Raw genomic sequence first — 14,852 nt, 5'->3', positions numbered from 1 at the left:
GCATGCAGCCATCTTCGCCTGAAATAGTCCGAGCATCGGGGGGCTCTTACTGCCTCGCTGCTCTGGAGCATGCATGTACAAAATGGTTTCTGGGCTCTTCGCCGGCCGGGCCTCTCTCGCGGCGATGGTAATCCTGTTTTCAACGCATTCTGAGATCGTGCTGGCGGCGGACGCCATTGCCGTCGATACTGAGGATTTGACCCCGCCTCCCGATCCATCGCGTTTCGGGCGTTTCGAACAGAAACTGGCCGACTGGCATGTCGTCCTGGGCGGCGGCGCCATCATTGTCCCCAAATATGAGGGCAGCAACGAGTTCAAGGTCATGCCGGTGCCTTTCATATCGGCGACATTCCTCGACACGGTGAGAATCGATCCGACGGGCGCCAACGTCGCCGTCTACGAACACGGGCCGTTCAAACTCAGTGCGCGGCTTGGCTACGACATGGGCCGCAAGGAGGACGATGCCGACCGTCTGCGCGGCCTGGGGGATGTGGACATGGGCGCGGTCGTCGGCGCCAAGGCGGCGGTGAAATTCGGCCCGGCGGAAATCTACGCGCAACTGGACAAGACCATCGGCGGCAGCGACGGCCTGGAGGGCACGCTCGGCATCGAGGTGACCCGGCCGCTATCCCAGTCATTGGTGGTCGGCGCCGGCGCATCGGTCGTCTTCGCCGACGAAAAATACATGCAGGCCTACTTCGGCGTCACGCCAGAACAATCGGCCCGCTCGGGGTTGGCCCAGTATGATGCCGGCGCGGGGTTGAAGCGCGCCGATTTTTCGATTTCCGCCACATATATGCTCAATCGCAACTGGATGGTGCGCGGCCAGGCGGGGGTCGGCATTCTCATGGGTGACGCTGCCGACAGCCCTGTTGTTGTCGACAAGGTCCAGCCCATGGGCATGCTCCTTGTCGGATATCGGTTTTGATGCCCACACATAATGCAATGCAGGCTGCGGCAAGCCGGATCGATTTGAACGCCGAGTTCAAATCGCCGAGGCAAGGCCCGCATATCCTCATTGTCGAAGACGATATCGAGATCGCGCGCATGCTGGGCGAGACGCTCACGGAAAACGGCATGATCGTCGAAATCGCCGGCAACGGCGCCCGCATGAACGCCGCGCTTCGCAACCAGAAATTCGATCTGATCGTGCTTGATATCATGCTGCCTGGCGAGAACGGCCTCAGCATCTGTCGCCGGCTTCGCGCGCAAACGAACGTTCCGATCCTGATGCTGACGGCGCTTGGCGAGGAAATCGACCGTATCTTCGGACTGGAGATCGGCGCCGACGATTATGTGACCAAACCGTTCAGCGCGCGCGAGCTGACGGCAAGGATAAGGGCGTTGCTGCGCCGCACGGCCTACGCTCCCGACGAACGCGACCGCACAAAGGTGCTTCGCTTCAATGGCTGGCGCCTCGATCCCGTTCGCCGGCAATTGCATGATCCGAGCAATGCGCGGGTTGCGACCACCACGCATGAATTCGATCTTTTGCTGGCGTTCTGCCGCAATGCCGGCCGGGTTCTGTCGCGCGAGGAGCTTCTCAGTGTCACCCATGCCGGGCTTGCCGGCCCGATCGAGCGCAGCGTCGACGTCCATGTCAGCCGGATCCGCCAGAAGATCGAAAAGGACGCGCGCGATCCGGTTCTTCTCAAGACTGTCCGGCTGGGTGGCTACATCTTCACCGCCACGGTGGAGGAAGCGTGAGGGATTTGGTCCGCCGCTTCCTGCCGCAGTCGGTGCGTGGGCAGTTCGCGGCGATCATTTTCATCGCGGTGATCGTGATCATGTCCGCCGGATCGGTCGTCGAAGGCCTGATAGAGAATGTCGACCTTCCCGTCGTGGAAGATAGCGCCAGGCGGGCTGCAATTGTCGCTGCCTTGTTGCGCCAAACACCAACCGAAGCCCGCGGCGCTGTTTTGGCCGCAGCAACACGCGCCGGCTTTGATTTCAAGATCCTGCCCAGGCAGCAGATCAGCAATATTCCAGATTCCTACCTGCAATGGCGAAGCATCACATGGCTTCTCCAGATCGAAAGCAGCTCGGTCGCTGGGCGCTGGAAGAGAATCGGCGGCAGGTACGCGTTTGTCATCGATCTGGACCAGCAGAGCGTCCTGGCGCATTTCGGCATGCCCGATTCCTGGCTGACATCAGGCTTCGTCCGCGTCTCGTTCTACAGGTTCATGGCTTTCATCGCCTTGCCCGTGCTGATCTGGCTGTTTGCGGTCTGGGCCGTGACGGAGCCGTTGAAGCGCATCTCGAACGCGGTGGGGGAAGCCGAGATCGAGAATGGCAACGAGCTTTTTCGCCGAACGCGGCTCCATCGAAATGGTCGGCCTGGCGCGCGCGCTGAACAGGATGAGAACGCGTATCCGCACGATGATCGAGAACCGCACGCGCATGTTGCGCAGCGTCAGTCATGATCTGCGCACGCCGTTGACGCGGCTGCGGCTTCGCGCCGAGCGCATGGATGACGGCCCCGTTCGAACCGCCATATTGTCCGACGTCCGGCACATCGAGGATCTGATCGACGAGACCCTGACCTATCTGCGCAACGACGTCTCGACGGAAAAGCTGCAGCGGGCCGACATAGCCAGCGTGCTGCAAACCGTCTGCGCCGAATTCTCCGATGTCGGGTTTTCGGTTTCCTATTCCGGACCCGACAGGCTTCTGGGCTGGTGCAAGCCCAATGCGCTGGCGCGTGCGATCACCAATCTGTGCGACAACGGGGTCAAATTCGCCGGCAACGTCACCGTCGCATTGACTCAGACCGACACGGCGGCGCACATCGCGGTCGGCGACGACGGACCGGGCATTTCGATGACGGCGCGCTCCCGCGTTTTCGAACCCTTCTTCAAAGAAGACATGTCACGCGGCGTTGCCTCGAAACACGGTTTCGGGCTGGGCCTCTCGATCGTCGCGGATATCATCCAGGGCCACGGCGGCAAGATCGAGTTGCACGACAACCAGCCAACCGGCCTCGTCGTGACCGTCGATCTGCCGAACGGGCCCGAGGTCCAGACCTTGTAGAGCGGCCGGCACCGTGCCGGGGGTCTGATGATCGCCAGATTGCCGGAGGTTACCTGAAGGCGTCCGAAGGCTTGCTTCAGGAAATTTGGTGCGGTCGAGAAGACTCGAACTTCCACGGGTTGCCCCACAGCGACCTCAACGCTGCGCGTCTACCAATTCCGCCACGACCGCACGTGGTAGGAGCCGGAACCGACCGGCTCGCGGCGTGTAGCAAATCGTTTCCGGCGAAACAAGTGCGCGGCACGCAATAATCTCAGGCGATTGGTATAACGGTCCACAGGATTGGAATGCAGGGCCGGAACTGGACGTTTCCAGCGATTGACGCCATATGGGAGACAGATGCATGTCGCCCGTGCAGCCTGATCACGACGGCACAAGCGAAAAAACGAAAACCCATGACAGAACGCAGCCAGATCGCCACGTCGTTCCTGCCGCTCCCCGGTTCGGCACCGGTCGAGTGGCGCATCGAGCCTGGCCTGACCGCCTATCCCGATGCGCTGGCCTTCATGGAAGCGCGAGCCGAGGCGATCCGCAGCGGTGCCGCCGGCGAAATGGTCTGGCTGGTCGAACATCCGCCGCTCTACACCGCCGGCACCAGCGCCCGCATCGAGGACCTGATCGAGCCCGATCGCTTTCCGGTCTTTCGGCCGGCCGCGGCGGCGAATACACCTATCATGGGCCCGGCCAACGGGTCGCCTATGTCATGCTCGACCTGAAACGGCGGCGCGAGGACGTGCGCGCTTTCGTCGCCGCGCTCGAACAGTGGATCATCGGCACGCTTGCCGCCTTCAACGTGCGCGGTGAACGCCGCGAGGACCGGGTTGGCGTCTGGGTGGTGCGGCCCGACCGCCCTGCCCTGCCGGACGGCTCGCCGGCCGAGGACAAGATCGCGGCAATAGGGATCCGGCTGCGGCGCTGGGTAAGCTTTCACGGCATCGCCATCAATGTCGAACCGGACCTCTCCCATTTCGGCGGTATCGTGCCCTGCGGCGTGCAGGATCACGGCGTCACCAGCCTCGTCGATCTCGGTCTTCCCGTTGGCATGGCCGACCTTGATCTGGCGCTGAAATCAGCCTTCGAAGATGTGTTCGGTCCCGTGGCGGCTTTGCCGGCCGAGGCCGCCCGTAAGACTGGTTGACCCTTTCTGGCCCAACCAACTCAAAGCAGTTGCGCCGACGCCCACAACACGCCGCAGCCATGAATGGTGAACACCGCCAGCAGCGCGCCGGCGATGGCGAAGCGGTCAACGGTGCGGATTGGCTCCAACTCGTAGCGCGGCTTCACGCCGCTGCCGACAGTGAGCAGGCTGAGGATCGAAAAGACCGCTCCCGCCACGATCAGAAAGCCGGAGGAGAAGCCTGCCTGTCGGCCGAGTGCCAGGAAGACGGACAGCAGGAAGAACGAGGCCAGCGCCAGCGCGACCGGCCCCGGGCAGATCTGGCGCAGCACCTGGCCGCCATCGAACTTCCACACCGGCACCAGATTGGCAATGTTGAACAGGGCCGCACAGCCTGCCAGCGCCGCCAGCAGCGCGGCCGCGGCCTTGTGCCCCTCGCTACCGGCAAACGCGCTGGCGGCAATGACGATCGGCACCAGGAAGGCGGAGAAACCCGCCCCCATCAGCGCCACGAAGGCCACTTCGAAACGGCTGTTATAGGGCCGGCCGCCAATGGCGATGCCGCCGAGCAGCGGGATGAAGATCATCCGCGCCTTGCGGTGGCCCATCAGCCGGAATGCCGCCATGTGACCGAGCTCGTGCAGGGCCACGACCGAGGTGAGGATAGCGGCCAGCGCCAGGCCGCCGAGATGGAGGCCGAAGAACGGCCACAGGATCAGTGCCGACAGCACGGCAAAGCCGACCTGGCTCAGCGGATGCTCGAACCAGCCACCCTTGCGATATTGCCCGGTTACCGCCCAACGCTGCAGCTTGGACAGCTCGCGGCGCATGGCGAAGTAACGGAACACCAGAAAGGCAGCGCCGCGGTAACGATCCGTCTGGCTGAGCGTCACCCGCGTGCCGCTGCCTTCGGAGACGAGTTCGGCGGTTTCGCGATAGTCTTTCCAGAACGAGCCATCGAGCGCGGTATCCTCGAGGACGCGCATGGCAAAGCGGCTGCCCTCGACAACGTCTTCAAACCGCGCCCTGCGTTCGATCGGCTTGCCATCGCGGCCTTCCCACGACAGCATGATGCGGGACACACCCTCCCCGTCCAGCGGCTGCGCCGACAGGATCTCGCCGGACCAGCCGGCATCGCTGCCAAGCGGCCACAGCGCCTGCCAGAGGCGATGGCGGTCCATCGCGATCACGCGGCTCATCCGGACCGTGCGCAAACCAAGCGGCACCGTCATCAAGAGAAAGATCAGCCCGAGATTGCTGGCCACCAGAATGGCCGTGACGATGGGCGACACCTGGACGTTGCTCCTGCCTTAGAGGAGCTACCCTAACGTCGCGGCGGCAAGAAAGGTTTAACGGCGGAGCGGTTTTCGTCCGCCGGAAACCAAGGCGGCGAGAGCCGCCAAATCACATGGCGCCGATCCAGATCGCCATGGAAATGAGGAAGGTGCTCATGCAAACCAGTGAGATGACATCCTGAACCAGATCGGTCATAACTCTCTCCTGTTGTTGATATGTTCGCAATTTGTTCTAATTTTGTTTCAATGTCAACGGCCGCAGGGATATGGAGCTAAAGCGGGAATCGGGCACGGTTAGCGAAAGATTAACCGCTCGCTGGGAGGTACGAGTGAAACTGCTGTTGCCTGCACGAGGCGGGCCTTTTCGCGAGGAGCGCCGCGAAGGTTACGATTGCGGGCAGCCACAGACTTCCCGGTTGAAGCCCTGCACGCACCGGTATGAACCGCCATGCGGGCAACCGAAGATCAATGAATAGACGGTCGCCAGGACGGCTGCCAAGAACAGCAATGCAGCAACCCCGAGAATGATCTTTTTCACGGCGGCCTCCGACCAGCGAGTGCCCTAGAACGTACCATCCCGAAGCGCTTCGCGATCACGCCAAGCGTGGTGGATGGCGCACCTCGCCCTTGGTGATCTCAACTCTGCGGCAAGCGATCTTCTCGCCCGCAGTCGGGCAGTTCCCGATAATCCGGAAGTCGCAACTGCGATTGCTGCCATTGAGCCCGCTGCGGGCGGGAAGCCTCCAACGCACCTTGGTGTGAGCCGCGGTGACTAGCCGAGATGGTGTGAATGCCTATGCACCGGTCAGGCCATCTTTGCCATTATCTTGGTCATATCTGCCGTGTCGAACGCCCGCAGTGTCTGAGTTCTGATGTTCCCTAGCGATGCGATAGACAGGGCTAGTGCCGTCGCTGCAATGTCGTCGTCCGCTTCGGCAATCGCTACGACGTCATGCTGGCCAAGCGTCCACAACAGGGTGTGAACCTTGATACCGCTTTTGCTGGCCATCGCCTTGAAGGCCTCAGCACGCTTCTGAGTATCCTTTATCGTCTTGATACCTTGATCTGTGAAATTCGACAGCAGTACGTAGTAAGCCATTCGTTCCTCCCACAGTGGGGAGCGGGCGGGCACTCACGGCGCGTCCGCCGTCTCCCAGAGCCTATGATAACACGAGCCGGGTGTGCGAACCACAGGCGGCCAGACACGCCATCGCGCAGCCTACAATGGGACAACCTTGCCGTCGGCGAGCGTAACGCGCCGATCCATGCGCGATGCCAGTTCGTGGTTGTGGGTGGCGATCAGCGCCGCGAGGCCCGATTGCCGCACCAGCGCCTCCAGCGCTTCGAACACATAAGAGGCGGTGACCGGATCGAGATTGCCGGTCGGCTCGTCGGCCAGCAGCACCAGCGGCGCATTGGCGACCGCGCGCGCTATGGCCACGCGCTGCTGCTCGCCGCCCGACAATTCAGCAGGCCGGTGCGAGGCGCGCTTGCCGATCTGCATATAGTCGAGCAGTTGCGCCGCGCGCTCGGAGGCCTCCTTGCGCGACAGGCCTTTGATCAGCTGCGGCATCATGATGTTTTCCAGTGCGGAAAACTCCGGCAGCAGATGATGGAACTGGTAGACGAAGCCGACATCGTTGCGGCGGATCGACGTGCGCTCGTCGTCGGACAGCCGCCCACAGGCCCGGCCGGACAGGATCACATCGCCGGCGTCGGGGCGTTCCAGCAGGCCGGCCGTATGCAGCAGCGTCGACTTGCCCGTGCCGGATGGCGCCACCAGCGCCACCATCTCGCCGCGCTTCAGCGAAAAATCGGCGCCGTTCAGGATGGTGAGCTTGCGCGGCCCCTGGACATAGTGCCGCTCGACGCTCTTCAGTTCGATAATGACCTCGGCCACTATTCGTACCTCAAGGCTTCGACCGGATCGAGGCGGGCCGCCCGCCATGCCGGAAACACCGTCGCCAGGAAGGACAGCCCAAGCGCCATGATGATGACATAGGTCGTCTCACGCGGATCCATCTTCGCCGGCAGCTGGCTGAGGAAATAGAGTTCCGGGTTGAACAGCACCTTGCCGGTCATCCAGGAGAAGAACTGGCGGATCGATTCGATGTTGGTGCAGATGACGACGCCGAGCAGCACGCCGGCGAGCGTGCCGGTGACGCCGATCGCCGCCCCCGTCATCAGGAAGATGCGCAGGATCGCCCCGCGCGAGGCGCCCATGGTGCGCAGGATGGCAATGTCGTGCCCCTTGTCCTTCACCAGCATGATCAGTCCCGAAATGATGTTGAGCGCCGCCACCAGAACGATCAGCGTCAGGATCATGAACATGACATTGCGCTCGACCTGCAGGGCCGAAAGAAGGTCTCGTTGCGCTGGCGCCAGTCGACCATGTCGATGGGCCTCTGCGCCGCCTCTTCCACTTTCGGTCTCAGCGCGTCGACATTGTCGGGATTGTCGACATAGATCTCGATCGTCTGCGCGCGCCCGTCCATGTTGAAATAGAGCTGCGCCTCCGAGAACGGCATATAGACGATGGAGGTGTCATATTCCGACATGCCGACTTCGAAGATCGCGGCGATCTTGTAGCCCTTCATGCGCGGCGTCGTGCCGATCGGCGTCACGTCGCCATCGGGCGAGATCAGCGTAATGGTGTCGCCCAGCGTCAGGCCGAGATTCTCGGCCATGCGCTTGCCGATGGCGACGCCCTCGCCCGAGTCGAAACCGGCGAGCGAACCCTGCTTGATGTTGTTGGCGACGATGGCGATCTTGCCGAGATCTTCGCCGCGTATACCGCGCACCAGCGCGCCCGTGCCGCCGCCGACATTGCCTTGCGCCAGCACCTGGCCGTCGATCAGCGGGATAGCGTATTTGACGCCGGGCACGCCGTTTATGCGGCCGGCAACCTGGGCGTAGTCCTCGAGCGGCGAATCGAGCGGCTGCACGATCAGATGGCCGTTGACGCCGAGGATGCGCGTCAACAGCTCGGCGCGGAACCCGTTCATCACGGCCATGACGACGATCAGCGTCGCCACCCCCAGCATGATGCCGAGGAAGGAGATCGAGGCGATGACCGAGATCACCGTCTCCTTGCGCCGCGAACGCAGATAGCGCCAGGCAACCGTGCGCTCGAAGAAGGAGAACGGGCCGGCGCCCGCCGATCTTGTCGCCGCCGCCTCGCTCATGCGGCGACACCGAAGCGTTTTTTCGCATCGGCGATCGGCAGCGTTTCGCGCTCGCCGGTCTTGCGATTCTTTATCTCGACCTCGCCGGCGGCCACGCCGCGCGGCCCGACGATCACTTGCCAGGGCAGGCCGATCAGGTCGGCGGTGGCGAACTTGCCGCCCGGCCGCTGGTCGGTGTCGTCGTAAAGCACATCCTTGCCGGCGGCGGTGAAGGCGGCATTAAGCTCATCGCTGACACGGTCGCAATCGGCGTCGCCCACCTTCATATTGATCAGGCCGATGTCGAACGGCGCCACGGCGTCCGGCCAGATGATGCCGTTCTCGTCGTGGCTGGCCTCGATGATCGCGGCGACAAGCCGCGACGGGCCGATGCCGTAGGAGCCGCCGGAGGCGAAATGGTCCTTGCCGTCAGGTCCGGTCACCTTGGCGCCCATCGGCTTGGAGTACTTCTCGCCAAAGTGGAAGATGTGGCCAACCTCGATGCCGCGTGCCGAAACCTTGTCGCTCTCGGGCACCTTTTCCCAGGTCGCTTCGTCATGCATCTCGTCGGTGGCGGCGTAGGGCGTCGTCCACGTCTTGACGATATCGGATATCTCGCCGTCATTGGCGAAGTCGGTGCTGGCGCCCGGCACGGCAAGCGAAAGATAGTCGCGATGGCAGAAAACCTGGCTCTCGCCGGTGTCCGCAAGGATGATGAATTCGTGGCTGAGGTCGCCACCAATCGGCCCGGTGTCGGCGCGCATCGGGATCGCCTGCAGGCCCATGCGCGTAAACGTCCTGAGGTAGGAGACGAACATCCTGTTGTAGGCAGCCCTCGCACCCTCGAAGTCGAGGTCGAAGGAATAGGCGTCCTTCATCAGGAACTCGCGCGAACGCATGACGCCGAAGCGCGGCCGCACCTCATCGCGGAACTTCCACTGGATGTGGTAGAGGTTGAGCGGCAAATCCTTGTAGGACTTCACATAGGCGCGGAAAATTTCGGTGACCATCTCCTCGTTGGTCGGACCGTAGAGCATGTCTCGGTCCTGGCGATCCTTGATGCGCAGCATCTCCTTGCCATAGTCGTTGTAGCGACCGCTTTCGCGCCACAGATCGGCTGACTGGATGGTCGGCATCAGGATTTCCAGCGCACCGGCGCGGTTCTGCTCCTCGCGAATGATCTGGCAAACCTTGTCCAGCACACGTTTGCCAAGTGGCAGCCAGGAGAAGCTACCCTGCCCCTGCTGGCGGATCATGCCGGCACGCAGCATCAGCCGGTGCGAGACGATCTCGGCCTCACGCGGATTTTCTTTGAGGATTGGCAGGAAATAGCGCGACAAACGCATGGACTGGTCCGTGAATGAGAACGGCCACGCCAGAATCGGCGCGACGCAGGCTTGCTTGACCCGGCTTCATAGCCATTTCATGGCGGAATGGAAACCCGGGCATGGCCGCACATCAGTGCGTTGCGGCCCGGAATCCTTCGGTTTCCGGATCAGGCCGCACCGGCGATTGAGCATAGCGAACGTCTTCGGACTTGGCCGTCAATTCTTTGCGCGCGTCAATTCAGGACATGCCGCAAAGGCTCCGTGATCGTTTCGAAAGCAAAGCATGCCATACTATTGTGCAGTGCAGCACGAGAATGCCTGTTTCGAGGCAAAATTCTTCGTGACATTTTCATTCGGCTTAGGCTAGTGTGCCGCGATAACCGAGAGGGCGGAGAAAAATCTGCTCTCCTACGCGGTCAAAGTCTTGGGAGGATGCGATCTAGGCGCGGTTACTCGCTGCCGCCGGAAACCGGAAACAGATCGGACGCGTTTAATTGCAAGGCCTCGTGCCTTGCATTTTTTTTGTGCAATCATCTGGTTAGCGCGGCGAGTTGCCACGGTGCATGACCTTGCGTCAGCCGGCGTACGGCCGCGAGATGTGGTCGCATTTTTGATCCCTGCCCGCAGCGCTCCGATGCCGTAGGAGCACCCTTGCCGAACGATCTATTTTGCCGGGGTCTGGCCGAAATCCGGCACGATGTGGGGGATGTCGTTGAGGCTGTAACCGAGCCCATGTGTCAGGCCATAGAAAATGCCCATCAGGATCGCCGTGGCGATGGTGGTGCGGATCACCGCGCGCAGCATATGCGGCCCGCGCGGCGCGCTTGGAACCGTGCCCAGCGTCACGTCGTGATCGTCGTCCTGTGTGCGGATGCTGAACGGCAGCACGGCAAACAGCACCACCCACCAGGTGGCAAAAAACAGGGCGGTGAACGAAACCCAGCTCATGATTGCTCCAGTTCGATCAGCGTGCCGAAGAAATCCTTCGGATGCAGGAACAGCACCGGCTTGCCATGCGCGCCGATCTTGGGATTGCCGTCGCCCAGCACGCGGGCGCCGGCGGCCTTGAGTTGATCGCGCGCGGCCAGGATGTCGTCGACCTCGTAGCAGAGATGATGCATGCCGCCGGACGGCTCTTCGCCAAGAAAGCGGTGATCGGCGAGCCCTCGCCCAGCGGCTCCAGCAATTCGATCTTGGTGTTGCCGACATTGACGAACACCACGGTGACGCCATGCTCCGGCAAAGCCTGCGGCTCCGTCACTTCGGCCCCAAGCGTGTTGCGGTAGGCAGCAACGGCAGTGGCCAGATCCGGCACCGCAAGCGCGACATGGTTCAGCCGTCCGAGCATGTGCGCGCAATCTCTCCTCTGTCCAATGGCTCGCGTCATACGTCAAATCGGCTGAGATCAACAGCCATCCACGAGGCGCGCACTGTCGCACTTTGGTGAACATTCTCGCGAATCGCTATCGAGGCTGGTCCGCCCGGCAACCGCAAAGTACAAACGGCAATGTCTTACATCCGCCCTGCCCGCGCCCGCGTTTTCACCTTCGATCTCGGATCATTCAAGATTGCCGCCTTGCTCGACGCCGTCGATGTTCGCGACAACCTTGCATCGGCCTTCGCAGCCGGACAATCGCCAACCGCCGTGCTCGAACTCGCGGTTTCGAACTTCATCGACCAGGATCGGTACGAGCATTGTTTCATCCCGACGCTGATCGACACCGGTTCTGAAACGATCCTGTTCGACACCGGATGCGGAGATGAGGGCAGCTCACTGCTGGACTGTTTGAGAGACCTTGGGCTTGGGCCTGACGATATCGACGTGGTGGTCATCACGCACGGCCACCCGGACCACATCGGCGGGCTGGTCAGGAATGGCGAGCCGGTTTTCAGCCGGGCACGCTATGTATTCGGCGCGGCTGAATTCGCTTTCTGGGCCGAGGGAACCGCGGTCCGCGAGGCCAGATTGGCCAACCGTGATCTGTTCAGGCAGATTTGCACCGGGCTGGCCGATCGGGCAACATTCGTGGCGCCCGGAGATGAGGTTCTGCCGGGCATTACCGCCATCGACGCGTCAGGTCATTCCCCCGGTCTCCTGGCATTTCTCGTCGAGAGCGACGGCCAGAAATTGCTGATCTGGTCAGACGCGTTCCTGCATTATGTCGTGTCCATCCAGCAGCCGCAGTGGCATGCCGATTTCGATGATGACAAGGAACAGGCGGTCGAGACCCGCGAGCGACTGCTGAGGATGGCCGCCGACCAGCGCCTGCTGGTCGGCGGCCATCACATGCCATTTCCGGGCCTGGGCTACATCGAATCGGTGAACGGTTCTTTTCGCTGGCTTCCGGTCAGCTATCAGCTGAACGTGTAGCGAACCACTTCCACCTTCACCTGGTGACGAACACCGTCACCAGCGGCTTCTTGCCCCAGGCTTCGTTGGCGGCGCCGCGCACCGCGCGCCGTACCGCCTCCTGCACCAGGTCGAGGTCTTTGCGGCGCTGGCGCGGAATCGAGTCCACCGCACCGACGGCCGCGTCGATCATCAAATCCTCCAGCGTCTCGCCGCTGGCATCAGCCTCGGCGACGCCGATGGCGACAAGGTCGGGGTCGCCGGCGAGCTCGTATTTGTCGTCGAGCACGACATTGACCGCGACATGGCCGGCAAAGGACAATTTGCGCCGGTCGCGAATGCCCATCGCCTGGTCGGTGCCGATCAGATTGCCGTCCTTGTAGATGCGGCCGAACGGTACCTGGTCGATGATGGTGGCAGGACCGGGAGCGAGCCTGAGCATGTCGCCATCGCGCACCTGCGCCACCTGACCGATGCGGGAGGTCGACATCAGCGAGCCCTGCGCCACCAGATGCGCCGCCTCGCCATGCACGGGAACGCCGATCTGCGGGCGCACCCATTCATACATCTTGCGCAACTCGCTGCGCCGGGGATGGCCGGAGACATGCACCAGCGCGTCGCCATCCTCGATGATCTTGATGCCAAGATCGATCAGGCGATTCTTGATCTCGAGGATCGCCTTCTCATTGCCGGGAATGGTGCGCGAGGAAAACACCACCGTGTCGCCCGCCGTCAGCGACACCGACTTCATCTCTTCGCGCGACAGTTTCGCCAGCGCCGCAAGCGGCTCGCCCTGGCTGCCGGTGCAGATGATGACGAGGTTTTCGCGCGGGATGAAGCCGAAATCTTCCTCGGCGATGAATTCCGGCAGGCCGTCCATATAGCCAAGCTCGTCCGCGACATCGATGACCCGCTTCAGCGAGCGGCCAAGCACCAGGCACTGGCGGCCGGCATCGCGTGCCGCCTTGGCGATGGAGACGATACGCCCGACATTGGAGGAGAAGGTGGTGACGGCGACCCGGCCGACGGCACTCTGGATGACGCCCTTGAGCCCTTCACCAACCGCCACTTCCGACGGCGATTCCCCTTCCCGCAGCGCATTGGTCGAATCGCAGATCAGCGCCAAGACGCCCTTGTCGCCATAGGCACGGAACCTCGCCTCGTCGGTCTTGGGCCCGATCGTCGGTTCCGGATCGATCTTCCAGTCGCCCGTGTGGATGACGGTGCCGGCCGGCGAGGTGATCGCCAGCGACATCGGCTCGGGGATAGAGTGCGCCACTGGAATGGCTTCGATCTCGAACGGGCCGACAGTGAATTTCTCGCCCGCCCGGTAGATCGTCAGCGGGATTTTCGGTGCGCCCTGCTCGCCCTGTCGCTTGGCTTCCAGCAGCCCGGCGCTGAACGGCGTCATCCACACCGGCGCCTTCAGCTTCGGCCAGGTGTCGAGCAGCGCGCCGTAATGATCTTCATGCGCGTGGGTGATGATGATGCCGCGCAGATTGGCGAGGTTCTCCTCGATGAAGCGCGTATCGGGCAGCACCAGGTCGACGCCGGGCAGGCTGGCATCTGGAAAGGTGACGCCGACATCGATGACGATCCATTCGCGCGCGCTCGGCGGACCGTAGCCGTAGAGGGCGAAGTTCATGCCGATCTCGCCGACGCCGCCGAGCGGCACGAAGACGAGTTCGGCGTTTTCCGCTTTCGCCATGATTTTTCCCTTCCTGGCCCTTGAGGCCAAGCCCATTATACCCGTGCGGACGCCACCGCGCCGAAATGCACATCGCCGGCGGCGATCGTCAGGACAGTCCCCTCATCGTCGCGGATCACGAAACGGCAGTCCTCGTCAATGGTCTCGAACACCCCACGCACCACATTACCGTCAATTCTGACAGCAACCTCGCCGCCAAGCCCCGCCGCGCGCGCCAGCCAGCGCCGCCTGACAGCGGCAAGACCGCGCCCTTCATCCCACAGGCGGGCATTCTCGCTCCAGGCATCCGACAGCGCCAGGAACAGCGTTTCGGCATCGCATGTCGCGCCGAGCGCGTGCAGCGATGTCGCGGGATAAGGCAAATCGGTTGGATGCGCCACCACATTGACGCCGATGCCGACCGCGACCGCGAAGCGGCCGCCATCCAGTATCGCCGACTCCAGCAGGATGCCGGCGAGCTTCGCACCGGAAGCAAGCACGTCGTTCGGCCATTTCAGCTCGAAACGGTTTTGTCCCTGGCTTGCGCCATCAAGCCCGATGGCGATGCGGCCCTTCGGCACCACGGCATCGAGCGCGTCGGCTAGCGACAGGCCGGCGACGAAACCCAGCGTCGCGGCAAGACGAAGTTCACCGCCGGTGACGACCAGCAAGGTCGCCGCCAGATTGCCTTCGGACGACACCCAGGCGCGGCCGCGCCGGCCGCGCCCGCTTTCCTGTTTTTTGGAAACGACCCACAGCCTGCCCGGGTCGCCTGCCCTTGCGTGGTCCAGCGCCACCGTGTTGGTGGAACCGATACTGTCATGGGCCTCGAGCCGGAACCCTTCCGACGCCGAGGTTGGAGCCAGCCGAAATGCCATCCC

General features: G+C 62.7%; 13 protein-coding genes, 1 tRNA gene and 3 pseudogenes. 6 read left to right on the top strand and 11 right to left on the bottom strand.

All coding sequences use genetic code 11. The features are described 5' to 3' along the window. Positions 1-73 precede the first annotated feature (73 nt). Genes AC0V8S_RS18640 through AC0V8S_RS18625 form a run of 4 tightly spaced genes read left to right on the top strand, consistent with a single transcriptional unit; the run spans position 74 to position 3,030 of the window. Positions 74-928, top strand: coding sequence for a MipA/OmpV family protein (locus AC0V8S_RS18640; RefSeq protein WP_475432741.1), 855 nt, complete (start codon positions 74-76; stop codon positions 926-928). A gap of 17 nt (positions 929-945) precedes the next feature. Further along, positions 946-1,707 (top strand): response regulator, encoded by a 762-nt coding sequence (locus AC0V8S_RS18635; protein ID WP_475438656.1) that lies wholly within the window; start codon positions 946-948, stop codon positions 1,705-1,707. Next, positions 1,704-2,423: a hypothetical protein gene (locus AC0V8S_RS18630; RefSeq protein ID WP_475432740.1), complete on the top strand. Its 720-nt coding sequence runs from the start codon at positions 1,704-1,706 to the stop codon at positions 2,421-2,423. The genes AC0V8S_RS18635 and AC0V8S_RS18630 overlap by 4 nt, the downstream gene beginning before the upstream one ends. Continuing rightward, positions 2,329-3,030: a sensor histidine kinase gene (locus AC0V8S_RS18625; RefSeq protein ID WP_475438655.1), complete on the top strand. Its 702-nt coding sequence runs from the start codon at positions 2,329-2,331 to the stop codon at positions 3,028-3,030. The genes AC0V8S_RS18630 and AC0V8S_RS18625 overlap by 95 nt, the downstream gene beginning before the upstream one ends. 86 nt (positions 3,031-3,116) lie before the next feature. On the opposite strand, the gene AC0V8S_RS18620 is transcribed toward AC0V8S_RS18625, so the two are convergent. Next, positions 3,117-3,201, bottom strand: a tRNA-Leu gene (locus tag AC0V8S_RS18620). A 224-nt stretch (positions 3,202-3,425) separates the two neighbouring features. On the opposite strand from AC0V8S_RS18620, the pseudogene lipB reads away from it, so the two are divergent. Then, positions 3,426-4,168, top strand: a pseudogene (gene lipB, locus AC0V8S_RS18615) (lipoyl(octanoyl) transferase LipB). A gap of 20 nt (positions 4,169-4,188) precedes the next feature. Here the strand turns inward: lipB and AC0V8S_RS18610 are convergent. The 8 genes and pseudogenes from AC0V8S_RS18610 to mce form a co-directional block, all read right to left on the bottom strand. Then, positions 4,189-5,439 (bottom strand): site-2 protease family protein, encoded by a 1,251-nt coding sequence (locus tag AC0V8S_RS18610; protein ID WP_475432738.1) that lies wholly within the window; start codon positions 5,437-5,439, stop codon positions 4,189-4,191. 388 nt (positions 5,440-5,827) lie between these two features. After that, on the bottom strand, positions 5,828-5,980 hold the full coding sequence (locus tag AC0V8S_RS18605) for a hypothetical protein (protein WP_475432737.1): 153 nt from the start codon (positions 5,978-5,980) through the stop codon (positions 5,828-5,830). Positions 5,981-6,247: 267 nt separating this feature from the next. Beyond that, complete coding sequence (locus AC0V8S_RS18600; protein WP_475432735.1) at positions 6,248-6,541, bottom strand: GYD domain-containing protein; 294 nt, start codon at positions 6,539-6,541, stop codon at positions 6,248-6,250. A 120-nt stretch (positions 6,542-6,661) separates the two neighbouring features. After that, positions 6,662-7,345 carry an ABC transporter ATP-binding protein gene (locus AC0V8S_RS18595; RefSeq protein ID WP_475438654.1) on the bottom strand — a complete coding sequence of 228 codons (684 nt, stop codon included), beginning with the start codon at positions 7,343-7,345 and terminating at the stop codon, positions 6,662-6,664. Continuing rightward, positions 7,342-8,627, bottom strand: a pseudogene (locus AC0V8S_RS18590) (lipoprotein-releasing ABC transporter permease subunit). The gene AC0V8S_RS18595 and the pseudogene AC0V8S_RS18590 overlap by 4 nt, the downstream one beginning before the upstream one ends. Further along, complete coding sequence (gene proS, locus AC0V8S_RS18585) at positions 8,624-9,952, bottom strand: proline--tRNA ligase (RefSeq protein WP_475432733.1); 1,329 nt, start codon at positions 9,950-9,952, stop codon at positions 8,624-8,626. Before proS ends, AC0V8S_RS18590 begins: the two are co-directional and overlap by 4 nt. A gap of 645 nt (positions 9,953-10,597) precedes the next feature. Next, the gene (locus tag AC0V8S_RS18580; protein ID WP_475432731.1) at positions 10,598-10,882 is read right to left on the bottom strand and encodes a DUF1467 family protein; all 285 of its coding nucleotides are present in this window, start codon (positions 10,880-10,882) and stop codon (positions 10,598-10,600) included. Continuing rightward, positions 10,879-11,282: pseudogene (mce, locus tag AC0V8S_RS18575) on the bottom strand (methylmalonyl-CoA epimerase). Before mce ends, AC0V8S_RS18580 begins: the two are co-directional and overlap by 4 nt. A gap of 159 nt (positions 11,283-11,441) precedes the next feature. Between mce and AC0V8S_RS18570 the strand changes: the two are divergent. Continuing rightward, the gene (locus tag AC0V8S_RS18570) at positions 11,442-12,305 is read left to right on the top strand and encodes an MBL fold metallo-hydrolase (RefSeq protein WP_475432730.1); all 864 of its coding nucleotides are present in this window, start codon (positions 11,442-11,444) and stop codon (positions 12,303-12,305) included. Positions 12,306-12,321: 16 nt separating this feature from the next. On the opposite strand, the gene AC0V8S_RS18565 is transcribed toward AC0V8S_RS18570, so the two are convergent. Both AC0V8S_RS18565 and AC0V8S_RS18560 read right to left on the bottom strand, forming a co-directional pair. Next, positions 12,322-13,992: a ribonuclease J gene (locus AC0V8S_RS18565; RefSeq protein ID WP_475432729.1), complete on the bottom strand. Its 1,671-nt coding sequence runs from the start codon at positions 13,990-13,992 to the stop codon at positions 12,322-12,324. 35 nt (positions 13,993-14,027) lie between these two features. Further along, a complete protein-coding gene (locus AC0V8S_RS18560) occupies positions 14,028-14,849 on the bottom strand; it encodes a biotin--[acetyl-CoA-carboxylase] ligase (RefSeq protein WP_475432728.1) in 822 nt (273 codons plus the stop codon). Positions 14,850-14,852: the final 3 nt, after the last annotated feature.

This window comes from Mesorhizobium oxytropidicola (genome assembly GCF_056174625.1).
The sequence above is the reverse complement of the archived record's forward strand: the minus strand, read 5'-3'. Positions and strand labels throughout refer to the sequence as shown.

Coding starts and splice junctions, on each gene's coding strand:
- AC0V8S_RS18640 (WP_475432741.1), top strand. CDS start 74: ATGTACAAAATGGTTTCTGGGCTCTTCGCCGGCCGGGCCTCTCTCGCG.
- AC0V8S_RS18635 (WP_475438656.1), top strand. CDS start 946: ATGCAGGCTGCGGCAAGCCGGATCGATTTGAACGCCGAGTTCAAATCG.
- AC0V8S_RS18625 (WP_475438655.1), top strand. CDS start 2,329: ATGGTCGGCCTGGCGCGCGCGCTGAACAGGATGAGAACGCGTATCCGC.
- AC0V8S_RS18600 (WP_475432735.1), bottom strand. CDS start 6,541: ATGGCTTACTACGTACTGCTGTCGAATTTCACAGATCAAGGTATCAAG.
- proS (WP_475432733.1), bottom strand. CDS start 9,952: ATGCGTTTGTCGCGCTATTTCCTGCCAATCCTCAAAGAAAATCCGCGT.
- AC0V8S_RS18580 (WP_475432731.1), bottom strand. CDS start 10,882: ATGAGCTGGGTTTCGTTCACCGCCCTGTTTTTTGCCACCTGGTGGGTG.
- AC0V8S_RS18570 (WP_475432730.1), top strand. CDS start 11,442: ATGTCTTACATCCGCCCTGCCCGCGCCCGCGTTTTCACCTTCGATCTC.
- AC0V8S_RS18565 (WP_475432729.1), bottom strand. CDS start 13,992: ATGGCGAAAGCGGAAAACGCCGAACTCGTCTTCGTGCCGCTCGGCGGC.
- AC0V8S_RS18560 (WP_475432728.1), bottom strand. CDS start 14,849: ATGGCATTTCGGCTGGCTCCAACCTCGGCGTCGGAAGGGTTCCGGCTC.